The organism is Georgenia sp. Z2081 (assembly GCF_055326445.1).
In genome coordinates this window covers 374,659-391,100 of record NZ_JBUZNK010000001.1, presented here as the reverse complement: position 1 = coordinate 391,100, position 16,442 = coordinate 374,659, and the positions used below count along the sequence as shown (strand labels likewise).

The following is a 16,442-nucleotide window of genomic DNA, read 5'->3' as shown; positions in this document are numbered from 1 at the left end:
ACGGCGGCTCCGGCCGGGCGACGCGAGGCGGCCCGGCCGGACCCGACGTCACTGGGCCCGCGGGAACAGTGCCTCGAGGTCGACCTCGTCGCGGGCGAACACCCCGTAGTGCGCGCCGGCGTCGGCGACGAACTCGACGGACTCGAGGTTCACTTCGGTCGGGAAGGCCGGAAGTGTGAGCTCGGGGATGATCTCGGGATCGATCTCCGTGTAGTCGGTGAGCACGCCCCGGGCTTCATCGGGGTTCTCCGTTGCGTAGTCAAGCGCCTCGGCGGTCGCCTCGATGAACGCGTCGACCGTGTCCGGGTCCTCCTCGGCGAACGCTGCCGTGGTGAAGTAGACGGCGACAGTCAGGTCTGGCGTCGCCTCCGCGTAGAGGCTGTACAAGTCACGGAATCCGGTGTCGCGGCCGATCGTGAGGAAGGGTTCCACCTCCCAGATGGCGTCGACCTGACCGCTCTCCAGCGCGGCCACCATGTCAGCGTGGCCGATCTCGACGAACTCCACCGCGGACGAGTCCCCTCCGGCACGGTCGACCGCGTCACGGATGAGCGTGTCGTTGATGTTGCTCAGCGTGTTGATCGCCACGCTGTGGCCCTCGAGGTCCTCGACCGACTCGAGATCGCTGTCCTCCGGGACGAGGATGGCGCCGAAGTCGTCCTCCGGGTTCCCGGTCGAGGAGGCGCCCGGGCTCACGACCTCGAGCTCGAGCCCGGTGGTCTGCGCGAGCATGAGCGAGGTGGTGTTCGAGAAGCCGAAGTCGTACTCGCCGGAGACGACCGCCGGCACGATCGCGGCGCCGCCCTGCGCGCTCTCGAAGCTGAGGTCGATGCCGTGCTCCTCGTAGATGCCCTGCTCCACACCGAGGTAGAGAGGGGCCACGTCGAGGATCGGCATGACGCCGATGGTCACCTCGGTCAGACCTGAGCCACTGCCGGAGTCATCTCCCTCGGCACTTGTATCGCCATCGTCGCTGCCGCTACAGCCTGTGAGCACCAGGAGGGCTCCTGCGCATGCGACCGTGAATCTTTTCCGCATTCCTGTCGTCCTTTCTTCGTAGGGGGGAGGCAGCCGTCTCACACCGCGAGGTGCCCGACGTCAAAGTTGATGTGCTTGAGCTCCATGAACTCGTGGATCCCGTCGAACCCACGCGTCCGGCCCACTCCGGAGGCCTTCATCCCTCCGGACGGGACCTCCGAGAACGTGCGGTTGTACCGGTTGAGCCAGACGGTCCCGAAGTCGAGGGCCCGCGCGGACTGCCACGCGCGCCGGAGGTCGTTCGTCCACACCGCGGCCGCGAGGCCGTAGTCCGTGTCGTTGGCCATCCGGACCGCGTCCGCGTCGGAGTCGAAGGTCTCGAGCGTGACGACGGGGCCGAAGATCTCCTCCTTGAGCAGGCGCGTATCGATCTGGTCGCCCGCCACAAGTGCCGGGGTGATGAACTCGCCTGGAAGGTCGAGCCCGCCAGGCTGCTCGCCACCGACCAGGAGCGTGCCGTCGTTCCTCGCGATCTCGAGGTAACCCCGAATCTTCTCCGCCTGGGTGGTGGAGACGATCGCCCCTGTGTCGACCGCGGGGTCGTCCGGATGTCCGACAACCAGTCGGGACACGCGGTCCACGAGTCGGTCGCGGACCTCGTCGGCCACGGAGCGATGCGCGAGGACGCGGGAGTTCGCCATGCACATCTGGCCGGCGGTGATGAACCCGAACGTCATGATCGTGTCGATCGCGGCGTCGAGGTCGGCATCGTCGTGGAGGACGCTCACGCCCTTGCCGCCGAGCTCGAGGAACGGACGGCCGAGGCGGCCGGAGACCGTACGAGCCACGTCGCGTCCGACCTGCGTGGAGCCGGTGAAGGCGACAACCTTCAGGCGTTCGTCACTGCTGAGCAGCTGTCCGATGTCGGCGCCACCGCGGACCATGTTGAGGACGCCCGCGGGCACGTGACCGCCGGCCAGCTCGATCGCGCGGGCCGTCGCCAGCGGAGTGAGCGGGGCAGGCTTGATCACGGCCGTCACTCCTGCCGCGAGGGCAGGAGCCATGTCCCGCAGGAGGAGGAAGAGTGGCCAGTTCCAGGGAGTGACGAACGCGGCGGGACCGACCGGCACGCGGACCAGGTGACCGGCACTCCCGTCCGGCAGCTCGTGGGCCGTGCCCGCGACGGAACGCGCAGCACCCGAGTTGAAGCGCAGGGCGTCGATCGCCATCGCCACCTCGCGATCGCACTCGCGGCGGACCTTGCCCGTCTCGCCGCGGATGATCGCGGCCAGCTCGTCGCCGTGGCGCTCCAGCTCGTCGGCCCAGCCGGCGAGCGCGACCTGCCGGAGGTTGGCGTCGTAGCGCCACGGTCCGCTCCGGAACGCCGCGTCCGCCGTGGCGATCGTCCGGTCGGCTGATGCCGCGTCGTCGAGGGTGACCTCGCCGAGGGTGGCGCCCGTCGCCTTGTCGAGGATCGTGTCGTGCATGCCTGTCCTTCCGTCGCTCATGCTCATAGGAAGACCACGCCGCCGTCGACGACGAGGGTCTGTCCGGTGATGAATCCCGAGTCGCGTCCACCGAGGAAACGCACGGCACCGACAAGGTCGTCGGCCACCATCGTGCGAGGGATCGCGCGGCGCTGGGCGGCCGTCGGGAGGTACTCCTTGCCGTTGAGGATCCGCGTGGCCTCGGTGTCGACGAGACCGGGGGCGACGGCGTTGATCGTGATGCCCTTCTTGCCCAGTTCCGGCGCGAGCGCCCGGACGAGCGCGATCACGGCCCCCTTGGACGCGACATAGTGCGCGAAGTACGGAACACCCATGTGGACCGTCGACGACGCGGTGCAGATGATCCGCGCATCGCTACCGTTCTCGAGGAGGGGAAGCATCGCGCGCGTGACAAGCCAGGTCCCGGTGACGTTGACGTCGAGCACGCGCCGGAACGCGTCGGGCGAGATCTCCTCGAACGGGACCTTGGCCCCGAGCGACTGGTAGATGCCGGCGTTGTTGACGAGCACGTCGACCGCCCCCAGGGCGCTGCGGCAGTGGTCCGCGAGCGCCGCCACCGACGACTCGTCGCCGATGTCGGTCCGGATGAACGAGACGTCTCGACCCGCGGTGGTGAGCTCGTCGGCGAGCTGCGCGCCGTCGTCGATCAGATCGGCGATTACCACTCGGTCGCCGGACTCCGCGAGCGCACTGACCAGCGCGGCTCCGATCCCCCTCCCACCTCCTGTGACCACCACCCGTCGTGGTACCTCCTGGTGCTCCATGGGCCCGTACCGCTCCTGCACAGCGTCCATTGCTGCTCCATCCATCGATCTCTCGTACGTCAGTTCCGGTGAGGTGCCGCCGCATCTCCGGTCCACAGCGATCGCATACATGTTCGTGCGGCACAGCACGCAGGGGCTTCGTCCACGAGCTCCCTACGACGAGGCGAGCCGGTCGCGGTCGTACGCCGCGACCTTCTTGTACCGGTCGCTGATCGCGGTCATCTCCTCGGCCGAGATGACGTCCTCGATGCGGTCGAACGGCTGGTCCCCGGTGCGCTCGTAGACCTCGCGCAGGATCGTGTCCGGCGGGTTGGTCCGGTTGGTGAGCACCACCTGGGAGGTGGCCGGGCGGCGCTCGTCGTCGTAGGCGGTCAGCGCCGCGGCGGGATCAGGGCCCGCGACCAGGTACCGGGCGAGTACCGGCCCGTCGAGGATCGCCTGGCCGGCACCGTTGGACCCGCGCGGGATCATGGGGTGTGCGGCGTCGCCGAGCAGGGTGACTCGTCCGAACGACCAGCGCGGCAGCGGGTCCTGGTCGACCATCGGGTACTCGAGGACGGTCCCGGTCGCGCGGATCATGCCGGCGACGTCGAGCCAGTCGAAGCTCCAGTCCTCGAAGACGTCGATGAAGTCCTCCAGCCGGCCGGGCCGGTTCCACTCGCGGCGCTGGGGGCGGGGGCGCTCGACCTCGGCCACCCAGTTGACGAGCTGGCGCCCGTCGTCCGTGGCGGGTCGCACGGGGTAGATGACCATCTTTCCGCTCGTCAGCCATCCGACCCGCGTCATCGACGCGCCCGTGAGGAACCCGTCCCACTCGACGACGCCGCGCCACATCGTCACGCCCGAGTACCTCGGCGCACCCTCGTCCGGGTAGAGCTGGGCGCGCACCGCGGAGTGCACGCCGTCCGCCCCCACGACGACGTCTCCCGCCACGTCGACCTCGCGTCCGGCGGCGTCGATCGTGTGCAGGACCGCCGAGCCGTCACCGTCGGTGAACCCGGTCGCGCGGCTGGCGAGGTGCACGGCCCCCTCCCCGAGGCGGTCGCGCACCGCGGAGAGCAGAGTGAGCTGGAGGTCGGCCCGGTGGATGGACAGCTGGGGATGGGCGTAGCCGGCGAACCGCCCGGACGGCTCGCTGTGGACGAACTGCCCGTGCCGGTTGAAGAAGGCGGCCTCACGGGTCTCGACCGCCACGCGCTCGAGCGCGGGCAGCACGCCGAGGCCGTCGAGCACCTTGATCGCGTGCGGGAGCAGGTTGATGCCGGCGCCGATCGGGGTGATCTCGGGGGCGGTCTCGTGGATCTCGCAGTCGATGCCTGCCTCGTGCAGCGAGAGGGCGAGGGTCAGGCCGCCGATGCCGGCCCCTGCGATGACGACCTTCATGCGTGGATCTCCCCTGGGCTGTTCCTCGCGGCACCGGTTGCTCGGCCCGCGTCGACCGTGGCCGGTCCTTGCGGGGATGCTAGGGAGGTCGGGCCGGACCGTCCCCGCCGCAGCGACGCGATTCCGCAGTCTCGAACGGTTCGGGGGTGCATGCCGGTACTGCATCGCCGACGTCGCTAGGGATTCCACCATGTCGAATCGGTTCCGTCACCCATCGCACTGCGGCGAGCGGGGCCTACCGTCTCCTCCAGCCGGGTCGAGGGCCGACCCGCACAGATCTCGGACGCGTCGCAGCGTCCGCAGCCCCGGGAGGACCCATGAAGCGTTCGCGTCCAGTCATCGTGTCGACCATCGCGCTCGCCACGACACTCGTGCTCGCCGCGTGCGGCGGGGACTCGGACGAGACCGGGGACGGTGGGGGCGGCGGCGACGGCGGTCTCACCGAGGTCCGCGTCGGCGAGACCGCCGGCATCCCCTCGGCGTTCCTCGAGTACGGCGTCGACCAGGGGCTCTTCGAGGACGAGGGCCTCGACGTCCGGGTCGACACCTCCGCCGGCGGTGCGGCCGCCATCCCGGGTGTCGTGGGCGGGACGCTGGACATCGCCGGGTCGAACACGGTCAGCGTGCTGCTCGCGGCGGACCAGGGTCTGCCGGTCACGATGATCGCGCCGGGGACGTTCGCGACCGAGGACCCCGAGTCCGACTTCTCTGCGGTCGTCGTGCCGGCCGACTCGGACATCGAGACCTCCGCGGACCTCGCCGGCCGTCAGGTCGCCGTCAACACGCTGCAGAACATCGGGGACATCACCATCTCCGCGAGCGTCGAGAACGCCGGCGCGGACCCGTCCGCCATCGAGTACGTCGAGCTCGGCTTCCCGGACATGCTCCCTGCGCTCGACTCCGGTCAGGTCGAGGCGGCCTGGGTGATCGAGCCCTTCCGGACGCTCGCCCTCGAGGCCGGGGACCGCGTCGTGTCCCACCCGTACGTCGAGGCCTACCCGGGGCTGCAGGTCGGCTCGTTCCTGGCGTCCGACCAGTACGCCGCGGAGAACCCCGAGGTGATCGACGCGTTCCGGGCGGGCCTCGCGGCCACGATCGAGCTTGTCGACAGCGATCCGGACGCGTTCCGCTCGGCGGTGCCCGACCTCGACCCCGAGGTCGCCGACGCCATGATCCTGCCCGAGTACCACACCGACATCGACGTGGAGTCCCTGGAGTTCCTCTCCGAGCGCATGCTCGCGGAGGGATACGTGAGCGAGGAGATCGACGTGGAGTCGATCGTCGGGGAGCAGTGACGCCCCCACCGTGCCGCACGACGACGCCCGCGCGCCGGGTCGGGCGCCGGGGCGTCCGCAAGGAGGCTCCCGGCAGCGGTCGCCGGGGCATACGGCCGTGACGGCGGGGGCAGGCGTGGCCGTGCTGGTGGTCGACGTGCAGAACGACTTCTGCTCGCCGGACGGCACGATGGCCGGCCGCGGCCTCGACGTCGCACCGGTCCCAGCCGCGGTGACCAGCATCGGGCGCCTCGTCGACGCGGCCCGGTCGGTCGGGACCCCGGTGGTCCACGTGCGCACCGCCCACGACGAGCACGTCGACTCCGCGGCGTGGGACGAGCGGTACTCCCTGCCGCCCGGGACGCCTCCTCCTGCGCGCAACTGCCGCACCGGCACGTGGGGAGCCGAACCGTTCGTGGTCACCGCGGCGCCCGGCGAGCTCGTGCACGTCAAGCACCGCTACTCGGGCTTCACCTCCCCGGGCCTCGACCGGGCGCTGCGCGACCGGGGCGTCGAGACCCTCCTGATCTGCGGGGTCGCCACCGAGATCTGCGTCGAGACGACGCTGCGCGACGCCGTCGAGCGCGACTTCCGGGTCGTTCTCGTCACCGACGCCTGCGCCTCGTACGACCAGGCCGCCCACGAGTCCGCCGTGGCCCGGATCGGCCGGCACTGGGGCCGTGCGAATACCACCGACGGGGCGATCGCACTCCTCGGCCCCTGACCGCTCACCGTCCGTCTCTCACCGCACCGGGCTACGACCCCCCGGCGCCGCGGTCACCGCGCCGGACGACGGTCACCGGCGCCCATCCACGACGACGGCGTCGGCACCTGCGGGAGGTGCCGGCGCCGTCGTCGTGCCGGGTGGGGGTCGCGGGTGTGACCCGGACCGGTCAGAAGTACTGCATGCCCTGGTCCACGCTCAGGTGCTCGGAGGTGATGTTGGCGGCCGCGGGCGAGACGAGGAACGCCACGGCGTCGGCGATCGCCTCGGGCTCCATCCAGCCGGGTCCGATGAACGGCTGGCCCATCTGGTTGACCTTGGGGTTCTCCTTGGTCGAGGACTCGATCGCCGCCATGACGCCGGGGCTGCCCATCGGGGTCGCGACGCCGCCCGGGTGGACGGAGTTCACGCGGATGTTGTGCAGTCCCAGCTCGGCCGCGAAGCCGCGCGTCATGCCGACCACGGCGTGCTTGGAGGTCGTGTAGTGGATCATCATCGGCTGCACCTTCTTGCCGGCGTAGCTCGAGGTGATGACGACGGCGCCACCGTTGCCGGCCTCGATCATGTGCGGGGCTGCCGCCGTGATCGTGTTCCACACGCCCGTGACGTTGATGTCGATCGTGTCCTTCCACGAGTCCGCGGTGATGTCCTCCCACTTGGCGGGCTCGCAGATGCCGGCGTTGGCCACGACGATGTCGAGACTGCCGAGCTCGGCGACCGCGCGGGCCGCGGCCGCCTTGAGTGCTGCGGCGTCGCGGACGTCGGCCTGGACGGTGAGGATCCGGCGGTCCAGCTCCTCGACCAGGCGCCGGGACTCCCGGTGCCTTGACGAGCGGGTGGCGATCGACTCAGAAACGGTTGAATCCGGGTCGGCTGCCACCCACTCGTCGGGAGCGGGGGGCGCGATCCCCGAGAGCGCGCGTGGCCGTCGGGAGCGAGCCCGCGCGGCGGTCGGGAGGTCCCGGTCCGCTCCCGGACCGACTACCGGTGCTCCGCCGCGCGCTCCTGGTCGATCGCCACGTCGCTGCGCAGCTCGGGGACGCCCCAGAGGTTGCCGTCCTCGCCGCCGGCGGTGATCGCGAAGTGCGGCGGGATGACGAGGTCGGACACCGAGATCTGGTCGAGCGTCTCGTGACCGTTGCCCATCATCGCGGCCTTCAGCCCGTCGCGCATGATGTCGAGGACGTTCTCCACGCCGCCCTGCCCGTTGGCGCTCATGCCCCACAGGTAGGCGCGGCCGATGAGCACCGCGTGCGCACCGAGCGCGATCGCCTTGTAGACGTCCGAACCGCGGCGGACGCCGCCGTCCATGAGGACCTCGACCTCGCTGCCGACCTCCTGGGCGATGGCCGGGAGGAGGCGGATGGCGGCCGGCGTGGTGTCGAGGTTGTTGCCGCCGTGGTTGGACACGGAGATCGCGGTGGCACCGGCGTCACGGGCCGCCTTCGCGTCGTCGACCCGGGTGATGCCCTTGACCATGAAGGGGCCGCCCCACTGCTCGCGCAGCCAGGCGATGTCCTCCCATGAGGGGATCTCGGTCTGGCGCCACCAGCCCATGGCCTCGAAGAAGCCCGGCGCACGCTCGCCCTTGAGGACGGCGTTGGGCACGGACAGCTCCGGCGGGCGCAGGGTCTTGGCCCAGTCCAGCGCGTAGTCGAACTTGCCTCCGGCGACGATCTCGGGGATGTACTTGAGGATCGTCTTGATGTTCATCTGCTCGGGGATCTCGGGGCTGCCCCAGTCGCGGCCGTAGCCGGAGGTCCAGTCGAGGGTGACGATGAGGCCGACGGCGCCCGCTGCCCGCGCCCGCTCGGCGAGGGCGAGCATCTGGTCGCGGCCGCCCGACCAGTACATCTGGAAGAACGTGCGGCCGGGGTTGGCCGCCATCACGTCCTCCATCGGCTTCGACGAGTAGGCGCCGAGCCCCATCGCGCCCCCGCGGTTGTGGGCCGCACGGGCCACGGCGAGCTCGCCGTCGGGGTGGACGGCCTGCACGCCGGTCGGCGAGATCATCACGGGCAGGTCGACGGGGACGCCCATGATCGTCGTCGAGGTGTCCTGGTTCATCGGGTTGCTCGTGATCTTCGGGGCGAAGCCGAGCTCGGAGAAGGCGTCGATGTTGCCGCGCACCGTCGTGCCCCGCTCGGAGCCGGCCACGAGGGCCATGTAGACGGACTTCGGGAGGCGCCTGCGCGCCCGGCGCTGCGCCTCGATGACGCTTTCGAACCACGGGTTGGCCATGGGCTTGCTGTCCTTACTTCTCAGGGCACGAGGTTCGCGCCGATGTGCCCGACGGCGAGGCGCCGCGGGCCTGGTCCGGTGGGCACGGATCGCTCACGAGGCGAGGATCCGGGAGAGCGCGGCCGGGAGGTCGCGGTGGGAGCGCACGGTCTCGAGCGTCCCGCGGCCGAGCCGGGCGAGGTCGCGCCCGAGGTCGACGTCCTTCTCGCCGGTGGTGTCGAGCAGGACGTCGAGGCGAGGGAGGGCCGCGGCGACGCTGCGCGGGTCGGGTCCGGCGTTGTGCACGCAGTCCGACAGCAGGAGGACCCGGCCCTCGGAGCCGGGTACGGACGCGAGCTCGTCGCGGGCGAGCCGCAGCGGCAGCTCGAGGTTGGTGAGCCCGCGCGCGGGGATGCGCACGAGCAGCTCGAGGATCTCGCCCGACGTGGCGGTGCGCCCCATCGGGGACAGGATCGCGGCGTCGGACCAGAAGGCGACGACGGCGAGGTCGTCCCGCACGAGCTCGCCGACGAGGGCGCCGACGGCCGCGGCGGCCGAGCGGATGCGCTCGCCCCGCATCGAGCCGGAGACGTCGACGACGAGCACCACGGCGCGGCGCTGCCGGATACGTTCGCGCACGACGACGTCGCGCGGGTCGGGCACGGGATGGGCCACGAGATTGTCGACGGTCGCCTCGAGGTCGATGTCGTCCGCGGCGCCCACGTAGGGCAGGGACTCGAGCTCGCCGAGCCCGCGCCGTGCGGACTCGCGCCTGGGCGGCTGCGGGATCGCGAGGGCAGCGGCGATCTCGCGGGCGCGGCGCAGCGCGTCGGCGTCGGCCTCGTCGTCGAGATCGGCGAGGTCGACGACCTCGCCCTCCTCCCCGGTCTCGCCGGGTGCGGCCGACCCGCGGGTGCGCGCGCCGGGCCCCTTGGTGCCGTCGCCGGTGGCGACGAGGACCTGTCCCCCGCCCTCGCCGGTGGCCGGCTCGAACACGGTCGGCTCCTCGTCGAGGACCTTCGGGCGACGACGACGCCCCTTGGACGTGTCCGACCTGCGCCGGACCGGGGAGTCGGCCGCGACCTCTCTTCAACCACCGGCAGCCGCCGCGGGCTGGAGGAGGTAGTGGTCCTCCCAGATCTCCTGGACGACGCGCTCGGGCGTGGTCGCGCTGGCGGCATCGACGTGCAGCCGGCCGGACAGGGCGACCAGCGCGGCGTCGCGCATCGACTCCGCGTACCTGCGGCGCGGCGAGTCCTCCGTGGTGATCCGCCCCTCGCCGGGGGTGTCGATGCCACGCATCGCGAGGAGCTGGGCACTGACGAGCGCGAGGTCGATCGCGCCGCGCACCGAGCTCCCTTGGCGCGTGTCCTCGTGGTCGCGGGTGGCGCGGGTCAGGGCCACGGCGTCGGCGACCAGCGCCTCGGCGAGCGCCGGGGGGACGGCGGCGTGGTTCTCGGCGTCGTCGGGGTGATGCCCGTCGTCGTCGGGGACGTCCGAGGCGAGTCCCGTGCGCAGGGCGACGATCTCGCGCTCGGCGGCGTCGTCCTGGTAGTCGACGACGAGCCGGTTGAACCGGTCGTGGACCGAGGACGAGAGCCGCGTGGTGCCGACGTTGTCGTAGGGGTTCATCGAGGCGATGATCCGGAACGTCGGCAGCGCGCTGATCGTGCCGACGCGCGGCACCGTCACGTCGCGCTCGGCCATCGCGGTCAGCAGGGTGTTGAGGGTGTCGTCGGGAGCGCGGTTGAACTCCTCGATGTAGAGGAACCCGCCCTCGCGCATCGCCCGCACGAGCGGACCGTCGACGAAGTTCTCGTCCTTGTACCCCTCGCGCAGCACGCGCGCCGGGTCGTGGCCGCCGATGAGCTTGCTCGGCGTGAGGTCGGCGTTGCCCTCGACCAGGACGAACGGGATTCCCCACTCCTCCGCGATGGCGCGCAGGAGAGTGGACTTCGAGGTCCCCGGCGGGCCCTCGAGGAGGATGTCCCGACCCGCGGCGACGGCGGCGAGCACGAGGTCCAGCTCGTGCTCGCGCCCGACGACGCGCTCACCGACCCGCTCGCGCATGCGCGTGACGTAGCCGGTGTCTCGGGTGCCGGTGGACTGCGTGGCCATTTCTCGCCTTCGTCGGTGATCTGCTTGCACCCCCGTTCGCTGGGGGAACTGGTGGTGGTCGTCGAGCGTGCGGTCGGTGGTCGGCCGGGATGGGGTTCGCGCCCGTCGCGAGCGCGAGATGTGGCGGGCCGGCCCGGCGGCACGACCCGAGAGTCGCGCCGCCGGGCCGGGGGCCGTCAGTAGGACGCCATGCCACCGTCGACGTTCATCGCGAGGCCCGTCGTGAAGGGGGACTCGTCGGACAGCAGGTACAGGACCGCGTTGGAGATCTCGCGCGGCTGCATGAAGTTCAGGCTACCGTCGTCGTTGTTGAACCACCCGTTGAGCATCTGGAGCAGTCCAGGGTTCTCCTTGTCGAGCTCCCCGATGTTCCCCGCCGCGCCCGTTCCCATGTGCGTCTCGACGGCACCAGGGTGGATGCTGTTGACCCGGATGCGGTGCTTGCCCAGCTCCATGGCGAACGACTTCGACAGCGCCGTGACACCGAACTTCGCCGCGTTGTATGGGGCGTTGAACGGTCCGGGCTTGATGCCGTTGGCCGAGGAGATGAGCACGATCGACCCGCCGTTGCCGCCGTCGATGATCGCCGGCGCGACCGCACGGACCGTGTTCCACACGCCCGTGAGGTTCGTGCCGATCGTGTTGTCCCAGTCCTCCTTGGTGAAGTCCTGCCAGTGCTTGATGATGTCGATGCCCGCGTTTGCCACGGCGCCGTCGAGACGGCCGAGCTCGGCCACGCCGTCCGCCACCGCGGACGCGAGGGCGTCCTCGTCCCGCACGTCTGCCTCCCGCGCGACGATCCGGCGGTCGAACGCCTCGACCTGCCGCACCGTCTCAGCAAGGTCCTCCGAGGTCGCTCCGTCGTAGACGACGCCGGGCACCGACTCGCAGATGTCGACGGCGATGATGTCGGCGCCCTCCTCGGCCAGCCGCAGCGCGTGGCTACGCCCCTGGCCCCGAGCGGCACCGGTGATGAAGACGACCTTGCCTTCCATTCGTCCTGCCATGATGAGCGACTCCTTCTGTGGGTTCTCGTACTGGTGGTCGAGCTACTTGAGCAGCGCGCCGGCGTCGACGGGCAGCGGTACTCCGGTGATGAAGCGGCCCTCGTCGGACGCGAGGAACAGCAGGGCGTTGGAGATGTCCCGGGCCTCGACCCACGGGATCGGCAGGGTGTTCATCGCCTGCGACACACCGGCGAACTCCTCGTCCGAGGCGTTCTCGTTACCCGTGAACAGTCCCTTGATCGTGTCGTTCATGATCATCGGGGTGTCCACCTGTGTGGGGTGGATCGAGTTGACCCGGATGTTGTCCGGGGCGAGCTCGATAGCGAGCGCTCGCATGAGTCCGACGACGCCGTGCTTCGCCGAGACGTAGTGCGCGATGTTGCCCATCCCCTTGAGCCCTGCGACGGAGCTGGTGATGACGATCGCCCCGCCGTTGCCGCCGGCCTGGATGTGGGGGATGGCCGCCTTGACCGTGTGCCACACGCCGGTGAGGTTGATGTCGATCATCTCCTGCCACCCCACCTCCGACATCACGGCGGCGGGGTTCAGCTCGCCCGAGATCCCCGCGTTGCCCGAGACGATGTCGATCCGTCCGAGCTCAGCCACGCCCTCGTCGGCGACCGCCTTCACGGCGTCGTAGTCCCGGACGTCCGCCTCACGCGCGATGATGCGCCGGTCGAGCGCCTCGACCTGACGCACGGTCTCCGCGAGATCCTCCCGCGTCGCTCCCGGGAACGGCACCGAGTCCACGTCCTTACAGATGTCGAACGCGATGATGTCCGCGCCCTCCTCGGCCAGGCGCAGCGCGTGGCTACGCCCCTGCCCGCGCGCGGCACCGGAGATGAACGCGACCTTGCCCTCTACTCGTCCCGCCATGATTCCTGACTCCTTCGTCGTGCGTTCAGCAATGGATCGGGGACGGGGTCAGAGGCTGGTCTGGCCGGCGTCGACCTTCAGCTGCTGACCGGTGATGTACCGCGCCTCGTCGGAGGCGAGGAAGAGCAGGGCGTTCGAGATGTCCCGCGCGTCGACCCACGGGATCGGCAGGGCCTGCATCGCCCGGGAGACCTCGGCGAAGTCCTCCCTGGTGGGGTTCTCCTTGTCGGGGACGAACAGGCGGTACATCGACTCGTTCTGAATCATGTCGGTGTCGACCTGGGTGGGGTGGACCGTGTTGACCCGGATGTTGTCCCCCCCCAGCTCGAGCACGAGAGTCTTCATCAGGCCGACGACGCCGTGCTTCGCGGCCACGTAGTGGGAGAGGTTCGCGTAGCCCTTGATGCCCGCGGTGGAGCTGGTGAGGATGATCGACCCGCCGTTGCCGCCGGCCTTGATGTGCGGGATCGCCGCCTTGGCGGTGTGCCGGACACCGGTGAGGTTGACGTCGATCATCGTCTGCCAGCCGTGCTCCGACTGGTCCTCCGTCGGGTTGACCTCGCCAATGATGCCGGCGTTGCCCGCGACGATGTCGAGGCGGCCCAGCTCGGCGACCCCCTCCTCGGCGACGGCCCGGACCGCTGCATAGTCACGGACGTCGACCTCGCGCGCGACGATCCGGCGGTCGAGGGCCTCGACGAGCCGGACGGTCTCGGCGAGGTCCTCGGGCGTCGACCCGGGGTACTCGTTGGTCTCCACGTCCCGGCAGATGTCGAACGCGATGATGTCCGCGCCCTCCTCGGCCAGGCGCAGCGCATGGCTGCGCCCCTGCCCGCGCGCGGCACCGGAGATGAACGCGACCTTGCCCTCTACTCGTCCCGCCATGATTCCTGACTCCTTCGTCGTGATCGTTGTTGGTCTCTCGTGTCGTGACCTGTCGTCGGGTCGGTCAGAGCGTGAAGCCGGCGTCGACCTTGATCTCGGTGCCGGTGACGTACCGGGCCTCTTCCGAGGACAGCCAGACGATGGCGTTCGAGATGTCCACGGGCTCGACGGCGGAGACCGGGAGGGCGTGCAGCACCTCGATGCGCTCGCGGAACACGTCCTCCGTCGGGTTCTTTAGGTCCGGCGCGAACAGCCGGTACAGCGCGTCGTTGAGCACCATCGGTGTGCTGACCGCGGTCGGGTGCACCGTGTTGACGCGGATCCTGTGCGAGCCGAGCTCGAGTGCGAGCGTGCGCATGAGACCGACCACGCCGTGCTTGGCGGCCGTGTAGGAGCCCACGTTGGCGGTCCCCTGGAGGCCCGCCGTGGAGCTGGTCAGCACGACGGACCCGCCGTTGCCGGCCTCGATCATGTGCGGCGCGGCCGCCTTGACCGTGCGCCACACGCCCTTGAGGTTGATGTCGAGCATGGTGTCCCAGGACTCCTCGGACTCCTCGACGGCGGGAGTCCCGAAGGTGAAGATGCCCGCGCTGGCGGAGACGACGTCGAGCCGACCGCCGAGCTCGGCGACACCCTCGTCGACGACCGTCTTGACCGCCGCCCAGTCGCGCACGTCCGCGGTGCGGGCGACGATCCGGCGGTCGAGCGCCTCGACCTGCGCCACGGTCTCCGCGAGGTCCTCCGCGGTGGGCGCCGGGTACTCGACGCCGTCGATCGGTGCGACGACGTCGAACGTGATGATGTCGGCACCCTCCTCGGCGAGGCGCAGCGCGTGGGAGCGTCCCTGCCCGCGCGCACCTCCCGAGACGAGCGCGACCTTGCCCTCGAGCCGTCCTGCCATGTGCTGTCTCCTCACGTCTGTGTGCGGTGACGCAGGGGCCCAGGGAGGTGGGTCCCCGCGTCGATCGGTCGATCCAGGTCCGCGCGGGGAAGGTCGCGGGCCGGGAGCGGGCTCAGGGCGACGTCGTGATGGACTGGGTCATGTGTTCCTCCTCGAACAGTCATCAGGACGTCGGACCCTTGTGTGGGCTGGCCCACACAGTGCTCTCGTGAGCGTATATGACACTGGGTGCCACTGCAACGGATCGCCGAGGAAGGACGCCCGATGACGGACCGTGGGACCGATGACAGCGGGGAAGGCCGGCCGGACGCCGTCGCGGAGACGGACCCGGACGACGCCGACCGGGGCACGCCCGGCTCGGACCGGTCGCCGGGTCGGCCGCGCGCGACGACGCACGACGCGCTCGCCGCCATCGGGGTCGACCTCTTCACCGAGCACGGCTACACGAACGTCTCGGTCGAGCAGGTCGCGGCCGCGGGCGGCGTCTCCCGACGCACGTTCTTCCGCTACTTCGACACGAAGGCCGACGTCGTGTGGGGCGACTTCGACGCCGAGGTCGAACGTCTGCGCGCCGCCCTGGCCGACATCGACGACGACGTGCCGATCATGGCGGCCCTGCGGATCGCCGTCGTCGACTTCAACCGGGTCCCACCCGAGGGCATGGCGCAGCACCGGGCCCGGCTCCGGCTCATCCTCACCGAACCGGACCTCATCGCGCGCTCCCTGCTGAAGTTCGAGGGCTGGCGCAAGGCGATCGCGGAGTTCGCCGGACGACGGCTCGGCGAAGACGCCGCGGCGTTCGGCCCCCAGCTCCTCGGCGAGGTCGCGCTGTCGGCGGCGATCGCCGCCTACCGCCAGTGGATCCCACGCCGGTCGGCCGACCTCGCCACCTGCATCGACGCCGCGTTCAGCGCGATCAACCATCTCGACCTCCTCGATGCCGAGCGCTCCGCGGGCCTCACCGCACGCCTGACGGGGACGTCGCGCACCGACGCCGCAGCCACGGACCAGGGCGCCGCGGGTTCGGGGCCCCGATGAGGCTCGCCGACGCCACGTGGCCCGAGGTCGAGGGCAGGACGTCCGGGACGCCCACCGTCCTCGTGCTCCCGGTGGGCGCTCTCGAGCAGCACGGGCCACACCTCCCGTTGGACACCGACGCCACGACGGCGACGGCGGTCGCCGAGGGTGTGGTGGCGGCCCGGCCCGGCGCCGTCCTCGCCCCGACGCTGCCGTACGGGGCGAGCGACGAGCACGCCGACTTCCCCGGCACCATCTCGATCGGTACGGAGGCGCTGCGCGACGTGCTGGTGGCGATCGTCCGCGGCTCGGCAACGACCTTCGACGCCGTACTCGCGATCAACGGGCACGGCGGGAACGCGGCCGGGATCCGTGCGGCGATCGAGACCTGCGCCTCCGAGGGACGCATGCTCGCCCGGCACCACCTCGGCCTGGCCGGCATGGATGCCCACGCCGGACGGTCCGAGACGTCGCTGCTGCTGCACCTGACGCCCCAACGCGTGCGCACGGAGCTGGCCGAGGCCGGGAACACGACCCCGATCCGCGAGATCATCGAGGAGATGCGGGCCCGCGGGGTGCGCGCGCTCAGCCCGAACGGTGTCCTCGGGGATCCCGCGGACGCCACCGCCGAGCACGGCACCGAGATGCTCGCGGCCCTGGTCGAGCTGGCGCTGGACGCCTACGACGACGTCGCGCGGAGCGTCGCGTAGCGGAGTGCCGTGCGCGTTCCGGTCCGATCAGGAGTCACTCCAGGTCGCGCCGCCGATGGCGCAGGATTCGTCGCGGG

Annotated in this window: 16 protein-coding genes; 4 read left to right on the top strand and 12 right to left on the bottom strand. The window is 70.8% G+C overall.

Features of this window, described 5'->3' with window-relative positions; genetic code table 11:
- Positions 1-48: 48 nt before the first annotated feature.
- From ACZLKG_RS01840 to ACZLKG_RS01825, 4 genes are all read right to left on the bottom strand, one after another.
- Positions 49-1,038 carry an ABC transporter substrate-binding protein gene (locus ACZLKG_RS01840; protein WP_425707499.1) on the bottom strand — a complete coding sequence of 330 codons (990 nt, stop codon included), beginning with the start codon at positions 1,036-1,038 and terminating at the stop codon, positions 49-51.
- A gap of 38 nt (positions 1,039-1,076) precedes the next feature.
- Positions 1,077-2,465 carry an aldehyde dehydrogenase family protein gene (locus tag ACZLKG_RS01835; RefSeq protein ID WP_463647728.1) on the bottom strand — a complete coding sequence of 463 codons (1,389 nt, stop codon included), beginning with the start codon at positions 2,463-2,465 and terminating at the stop codon, positions 1,077-1,079.
- A gap of 23 nt (positions 2,466-2,488) precedes the next feature.
- Positions 2,489-3,280, bottom strand: a complete 792-nt coding sequence (locus tag ACZLKG_RS01830) for an SDR family NAD(P)-dependent oxidoreductase (protein ID WP_463647727.1) — start codon at positions 3,278-3,280, stop codon at positions 2,489-2,491.
- Between the two features lie 123 nt (positions 3,281-3,403).
- Complete coding sequence (locus ACZLKG_RS01825) at positions 3,404-4,633, bottom strand: flavin-dependent oxidoreductase (protein ID WP_463647726.1); 1,230 nt, start codon at positions 4,631-4,633, stop codon at positions 3,404-3,406.
- Positions 4,634-4,950: 317 nt separating this feature from the next.
- Here ACZLKG_RS01825 and ACZLKG_RS01820 point away from each other — a divergent pair, with 317 nt between their 5' ends.
- Both ACZLKG_RS01820 and ACZLKG_RS01815 read left to right on the top strand, forming a co-directional pair.
- Positions 4,951-5,928, top strand: a complete 978-nt coding sequence (locus tag ACZLKG_RS01820) for an ABC transporter substrate-binding protein (protein WP_463647725.1) — start codon at positions 4,951-4,953, stop codon at positions 5,926-5,928.
- Positions 5,929-6,025: 97 nt separating this feature from the next.
- Positions 6,026-6,631, top strand: coding sequence for a cysteine hydrolase family protein (locus ACZLKG_RS01815; RefSeq protein ID WP_463647724.1), 606 nt, complete (start codon positions 6,026-6,028; stop codon positions 6,629-6,631).
- A 169-nt stretch (positions 6,632-6,800) separates the two neighbouring features.
- Here ACZLKG_RS01815 and ACZLKG_RS01810 read toward each other — a convergent pair whose 3' ends face one another.
- From ACZLKG_RS01810 to ACZLKG_RS01775, 8 genes are all read right to left on the bottom strand, one after another.
- Positions 6,801-7,511, bottom strand: a complete 711-nt coding sequence (locus ACZLKG_RS01810; protein WP_463647723.1) for an SDR family oxidoreductase — start codon at positions 7,509-7,511, stop codon at positions 6,801-6,803.
- A gap of 101 nt (positions 7,512-7,612) precedes the next feature.
- Positions 7,613-8,872 (bottom strand): pre-mycofactocin synthase MftD, encoded by a 1,260-nt coding sequence (gene mftD / locus ACZLKG_RS01805; RefSeq protein ID WP_463647722.1) that lies wholly within the window; start codon positions 8,870-8,872, stop codon positions 7,613-7,615.
- A 93-nt stretch (positions 8,873-8,965) separates the two neighbouring features.
- Positions 8,966-9,847: a vWA domain-containing protein gene (locus ACZLKG_RS01800; RefSeq protein ID WP_425707491.1), complete on the bottom strand. Its 882-nt coding sequence runs from the start codon at positions 9,845-9,847 to the stop codon at positions 8,966-8,968.
- Between the two features lie 93 nt (positions 9,848-9,940).
- The gene (locus ACZLKG_RS01795; protein ID WP_463647721.1) at positions 9,941-10,969 is read right to left on the bottom strand and encodes an AAA family ATPase; all 1,029 of its coding nucleotides are present in this window, start codon (positions 10,967-10,969) and stop codon (positions 9,941-9,943) included.
- A 176-nt stretch (positions 10,970-11,145) separates the two neighbouring features.
- Positions 11,146-11,976 carry a mycofactocin-coupled SDR family oxidoreductase gene (locus ACZLKG_RS01790; RefSeq protein ID WP_463647720.1) on the bottom strand — a complete coding sequence of 277 codons (831 nt, stop codon included), beginning with the start codon at positions 11,974-11,976 and terminating at the stop codon, positions 11,146-11,148.
- Positions 11,977-12,018: 42 nt separating this feature from the next.
- On the bottom strand, positions 12,019-12,852 hold the full coding sequence (locus ACZLKG_RS01785) for a mycofactocin-coupled SDR family oxidoreductase (RefSeq protein ID WP_463647719.1): 834 nt from the start codon (positions 12,850-12,852) through the stop codon (positions 12,019-12,021).
- Between the two features lie 48 nt (positions 12,853-12,900).
- Positions 12,901-13,737 carry a mycofactocin-coupled SDR family oxidoreductase gene (locus ACZLKG_RS01780; RefSeq protein ID WP_463647718.1) on the bottom strand — a complete coding sequence of 279 codons (837 nt, stop codon included), beginning with the start codon at positions 13,735-13,737 and terminating at the stop codon, positions 12,901-12,903.
- A 64-nt stretch (positions 13,738-13,801) separates the two neighbouring features.
- Positions 13,802-14,638, bottom strand: coding sequence for a mycofactocin-coupled SDR family oxidoreductase (locus ACZLKG_RS01775; protein ID WP_463647717.1), 837 nt, complete (start codon positions 14,636-14,638; stop codon positions 13,802-13,804).
- Positions 14,639-14,902: 264 nt separating this feature from the next.
- Here ACZLKG_RS01775 and mftR point away from each other — a divergent pair, with 264 nt between their 5' ends.
- Together mftR and mftE are read left to right on the top strand one after the other, a co-directional pair.
- Entirely contained in the window at positions 14,903-15,676 is a 774-nt protein-coding gene (gene mftR, locus ACZLKG_RS01770) for a mycofactocin system transcriptional regulator (RefSeq protein WP_463647716.1), read from the top strand.
- On the top strand, positions 15,673-16,365 hold the full coding sequence (mftE, locus tag ACZLKG_RS01765) for a mycofactocin biosynthesis peptidyl-dipeptidase MftE (protein WP_463647715.1): 693 nt from the start codon (positions 15,673-15,675) through the stop codon (positions 16,363-16,365). The genes mftR and mftE overlap by 4 nt, the downstream gene beginning before the upstream one ends.
- Positions 16,366-16,442: the final 77 nt, after the last annotated feature.

Bases quoted from the DNA above. Each gene is read 5' to 3' on its own strand.
- mftE (WP_463647715.1), top strand. From the start codon at position 15,673: ATGAGGCTCGCCGACGCCACGTGGCCCGAGGTCGAGGGCAGGACGTCC.
- ACZLKG_RS01820 (WP_463647725.1), top strand. From the start codon at position 4,951: ATGAAGCGTTCGCGTCCAGTCATCGTGTCGACCATCGCGCTCGCCACG.
- mftR (WP_463647716.1), top strand. From the start codon at position 14,903: ATGACGGACCGTGGGACCGATGACAGCGGGGAAGGCCGGCCGGACGCC.
- ACZLKG_RS01825 (WP_463647726.1), bottom strand. From the start codon at position 4,633: ATGAAGGTCGTCATCGCAGGGGCCGGCATCGGCGGCCTGACCCTCGCC.
- ACZLKG_RS01795 (WP_463647721.1), bottom strand. From the start codon at position 10,969: ATGGCCACGCAGTCCACCGGCACCCGAGACACCGGCTACGTCACGCGC.
- ACZLKG_RS01840 (WP_425707499.1), bottom strand. From the start codon at position 1,038: ATGCGGAAAAGATTCACGGTCGCATGCGCAGGAGCCCTCCTGGTGCTC.
- ACZLKG_RS01790 (WP_463647720.1), bottom strand. From the start codon at position 11,976: ATGGCAGGACGAATGGAAGGCAAGGTCGTCTTCATCACCGGTGCCGCT.
- ACZLKG_RS01775 (WP_463647717.1), bottom strand. From the start codon at position 14,638: ATGGCAGGACGGCTCGAGGGCAAGGTCGCGCTCGTCTCGGGAGGTGCG.
- mftD (WP_463647722.1), bottom strand. From the start codon at position 8,872: ATGGCCAACCCGTGGTTCGAAAGCGTCATCGAGGCGCAGCGCCGGGCG.
- ACZLKG_RS01785 (WP_463647719.1), bottom strand. From the start codon at position 12,852: ATGGCGGGACGAGTAGAGGGCAAGGTCGCGTTCATCTCCGGTGCCGCG.
- ACZLKG_RS01830 (WP_463647727.1), bottom strand. From the start codon at position 3,280: ATGGACGCTGTGCAGGAGCGGTACGGGCCCATGGAGCACCAGGAGGTA.
- ACZLKG_RS01835 (WP_463647728.1), bottom strand. From the start codon at position 2,465: ATGCACGACACGATCCTCGACAAGGCGACGGGCGCCACCCTCGGCGAG.
- ACZLKG_RS01780 (WP_463647718.1), bottom strand. From the start codon at position 13,737: ATGGCGGGACGAGTAGAGGGCAAGGTCGCGTTCATCTCCGGTGCCGCG.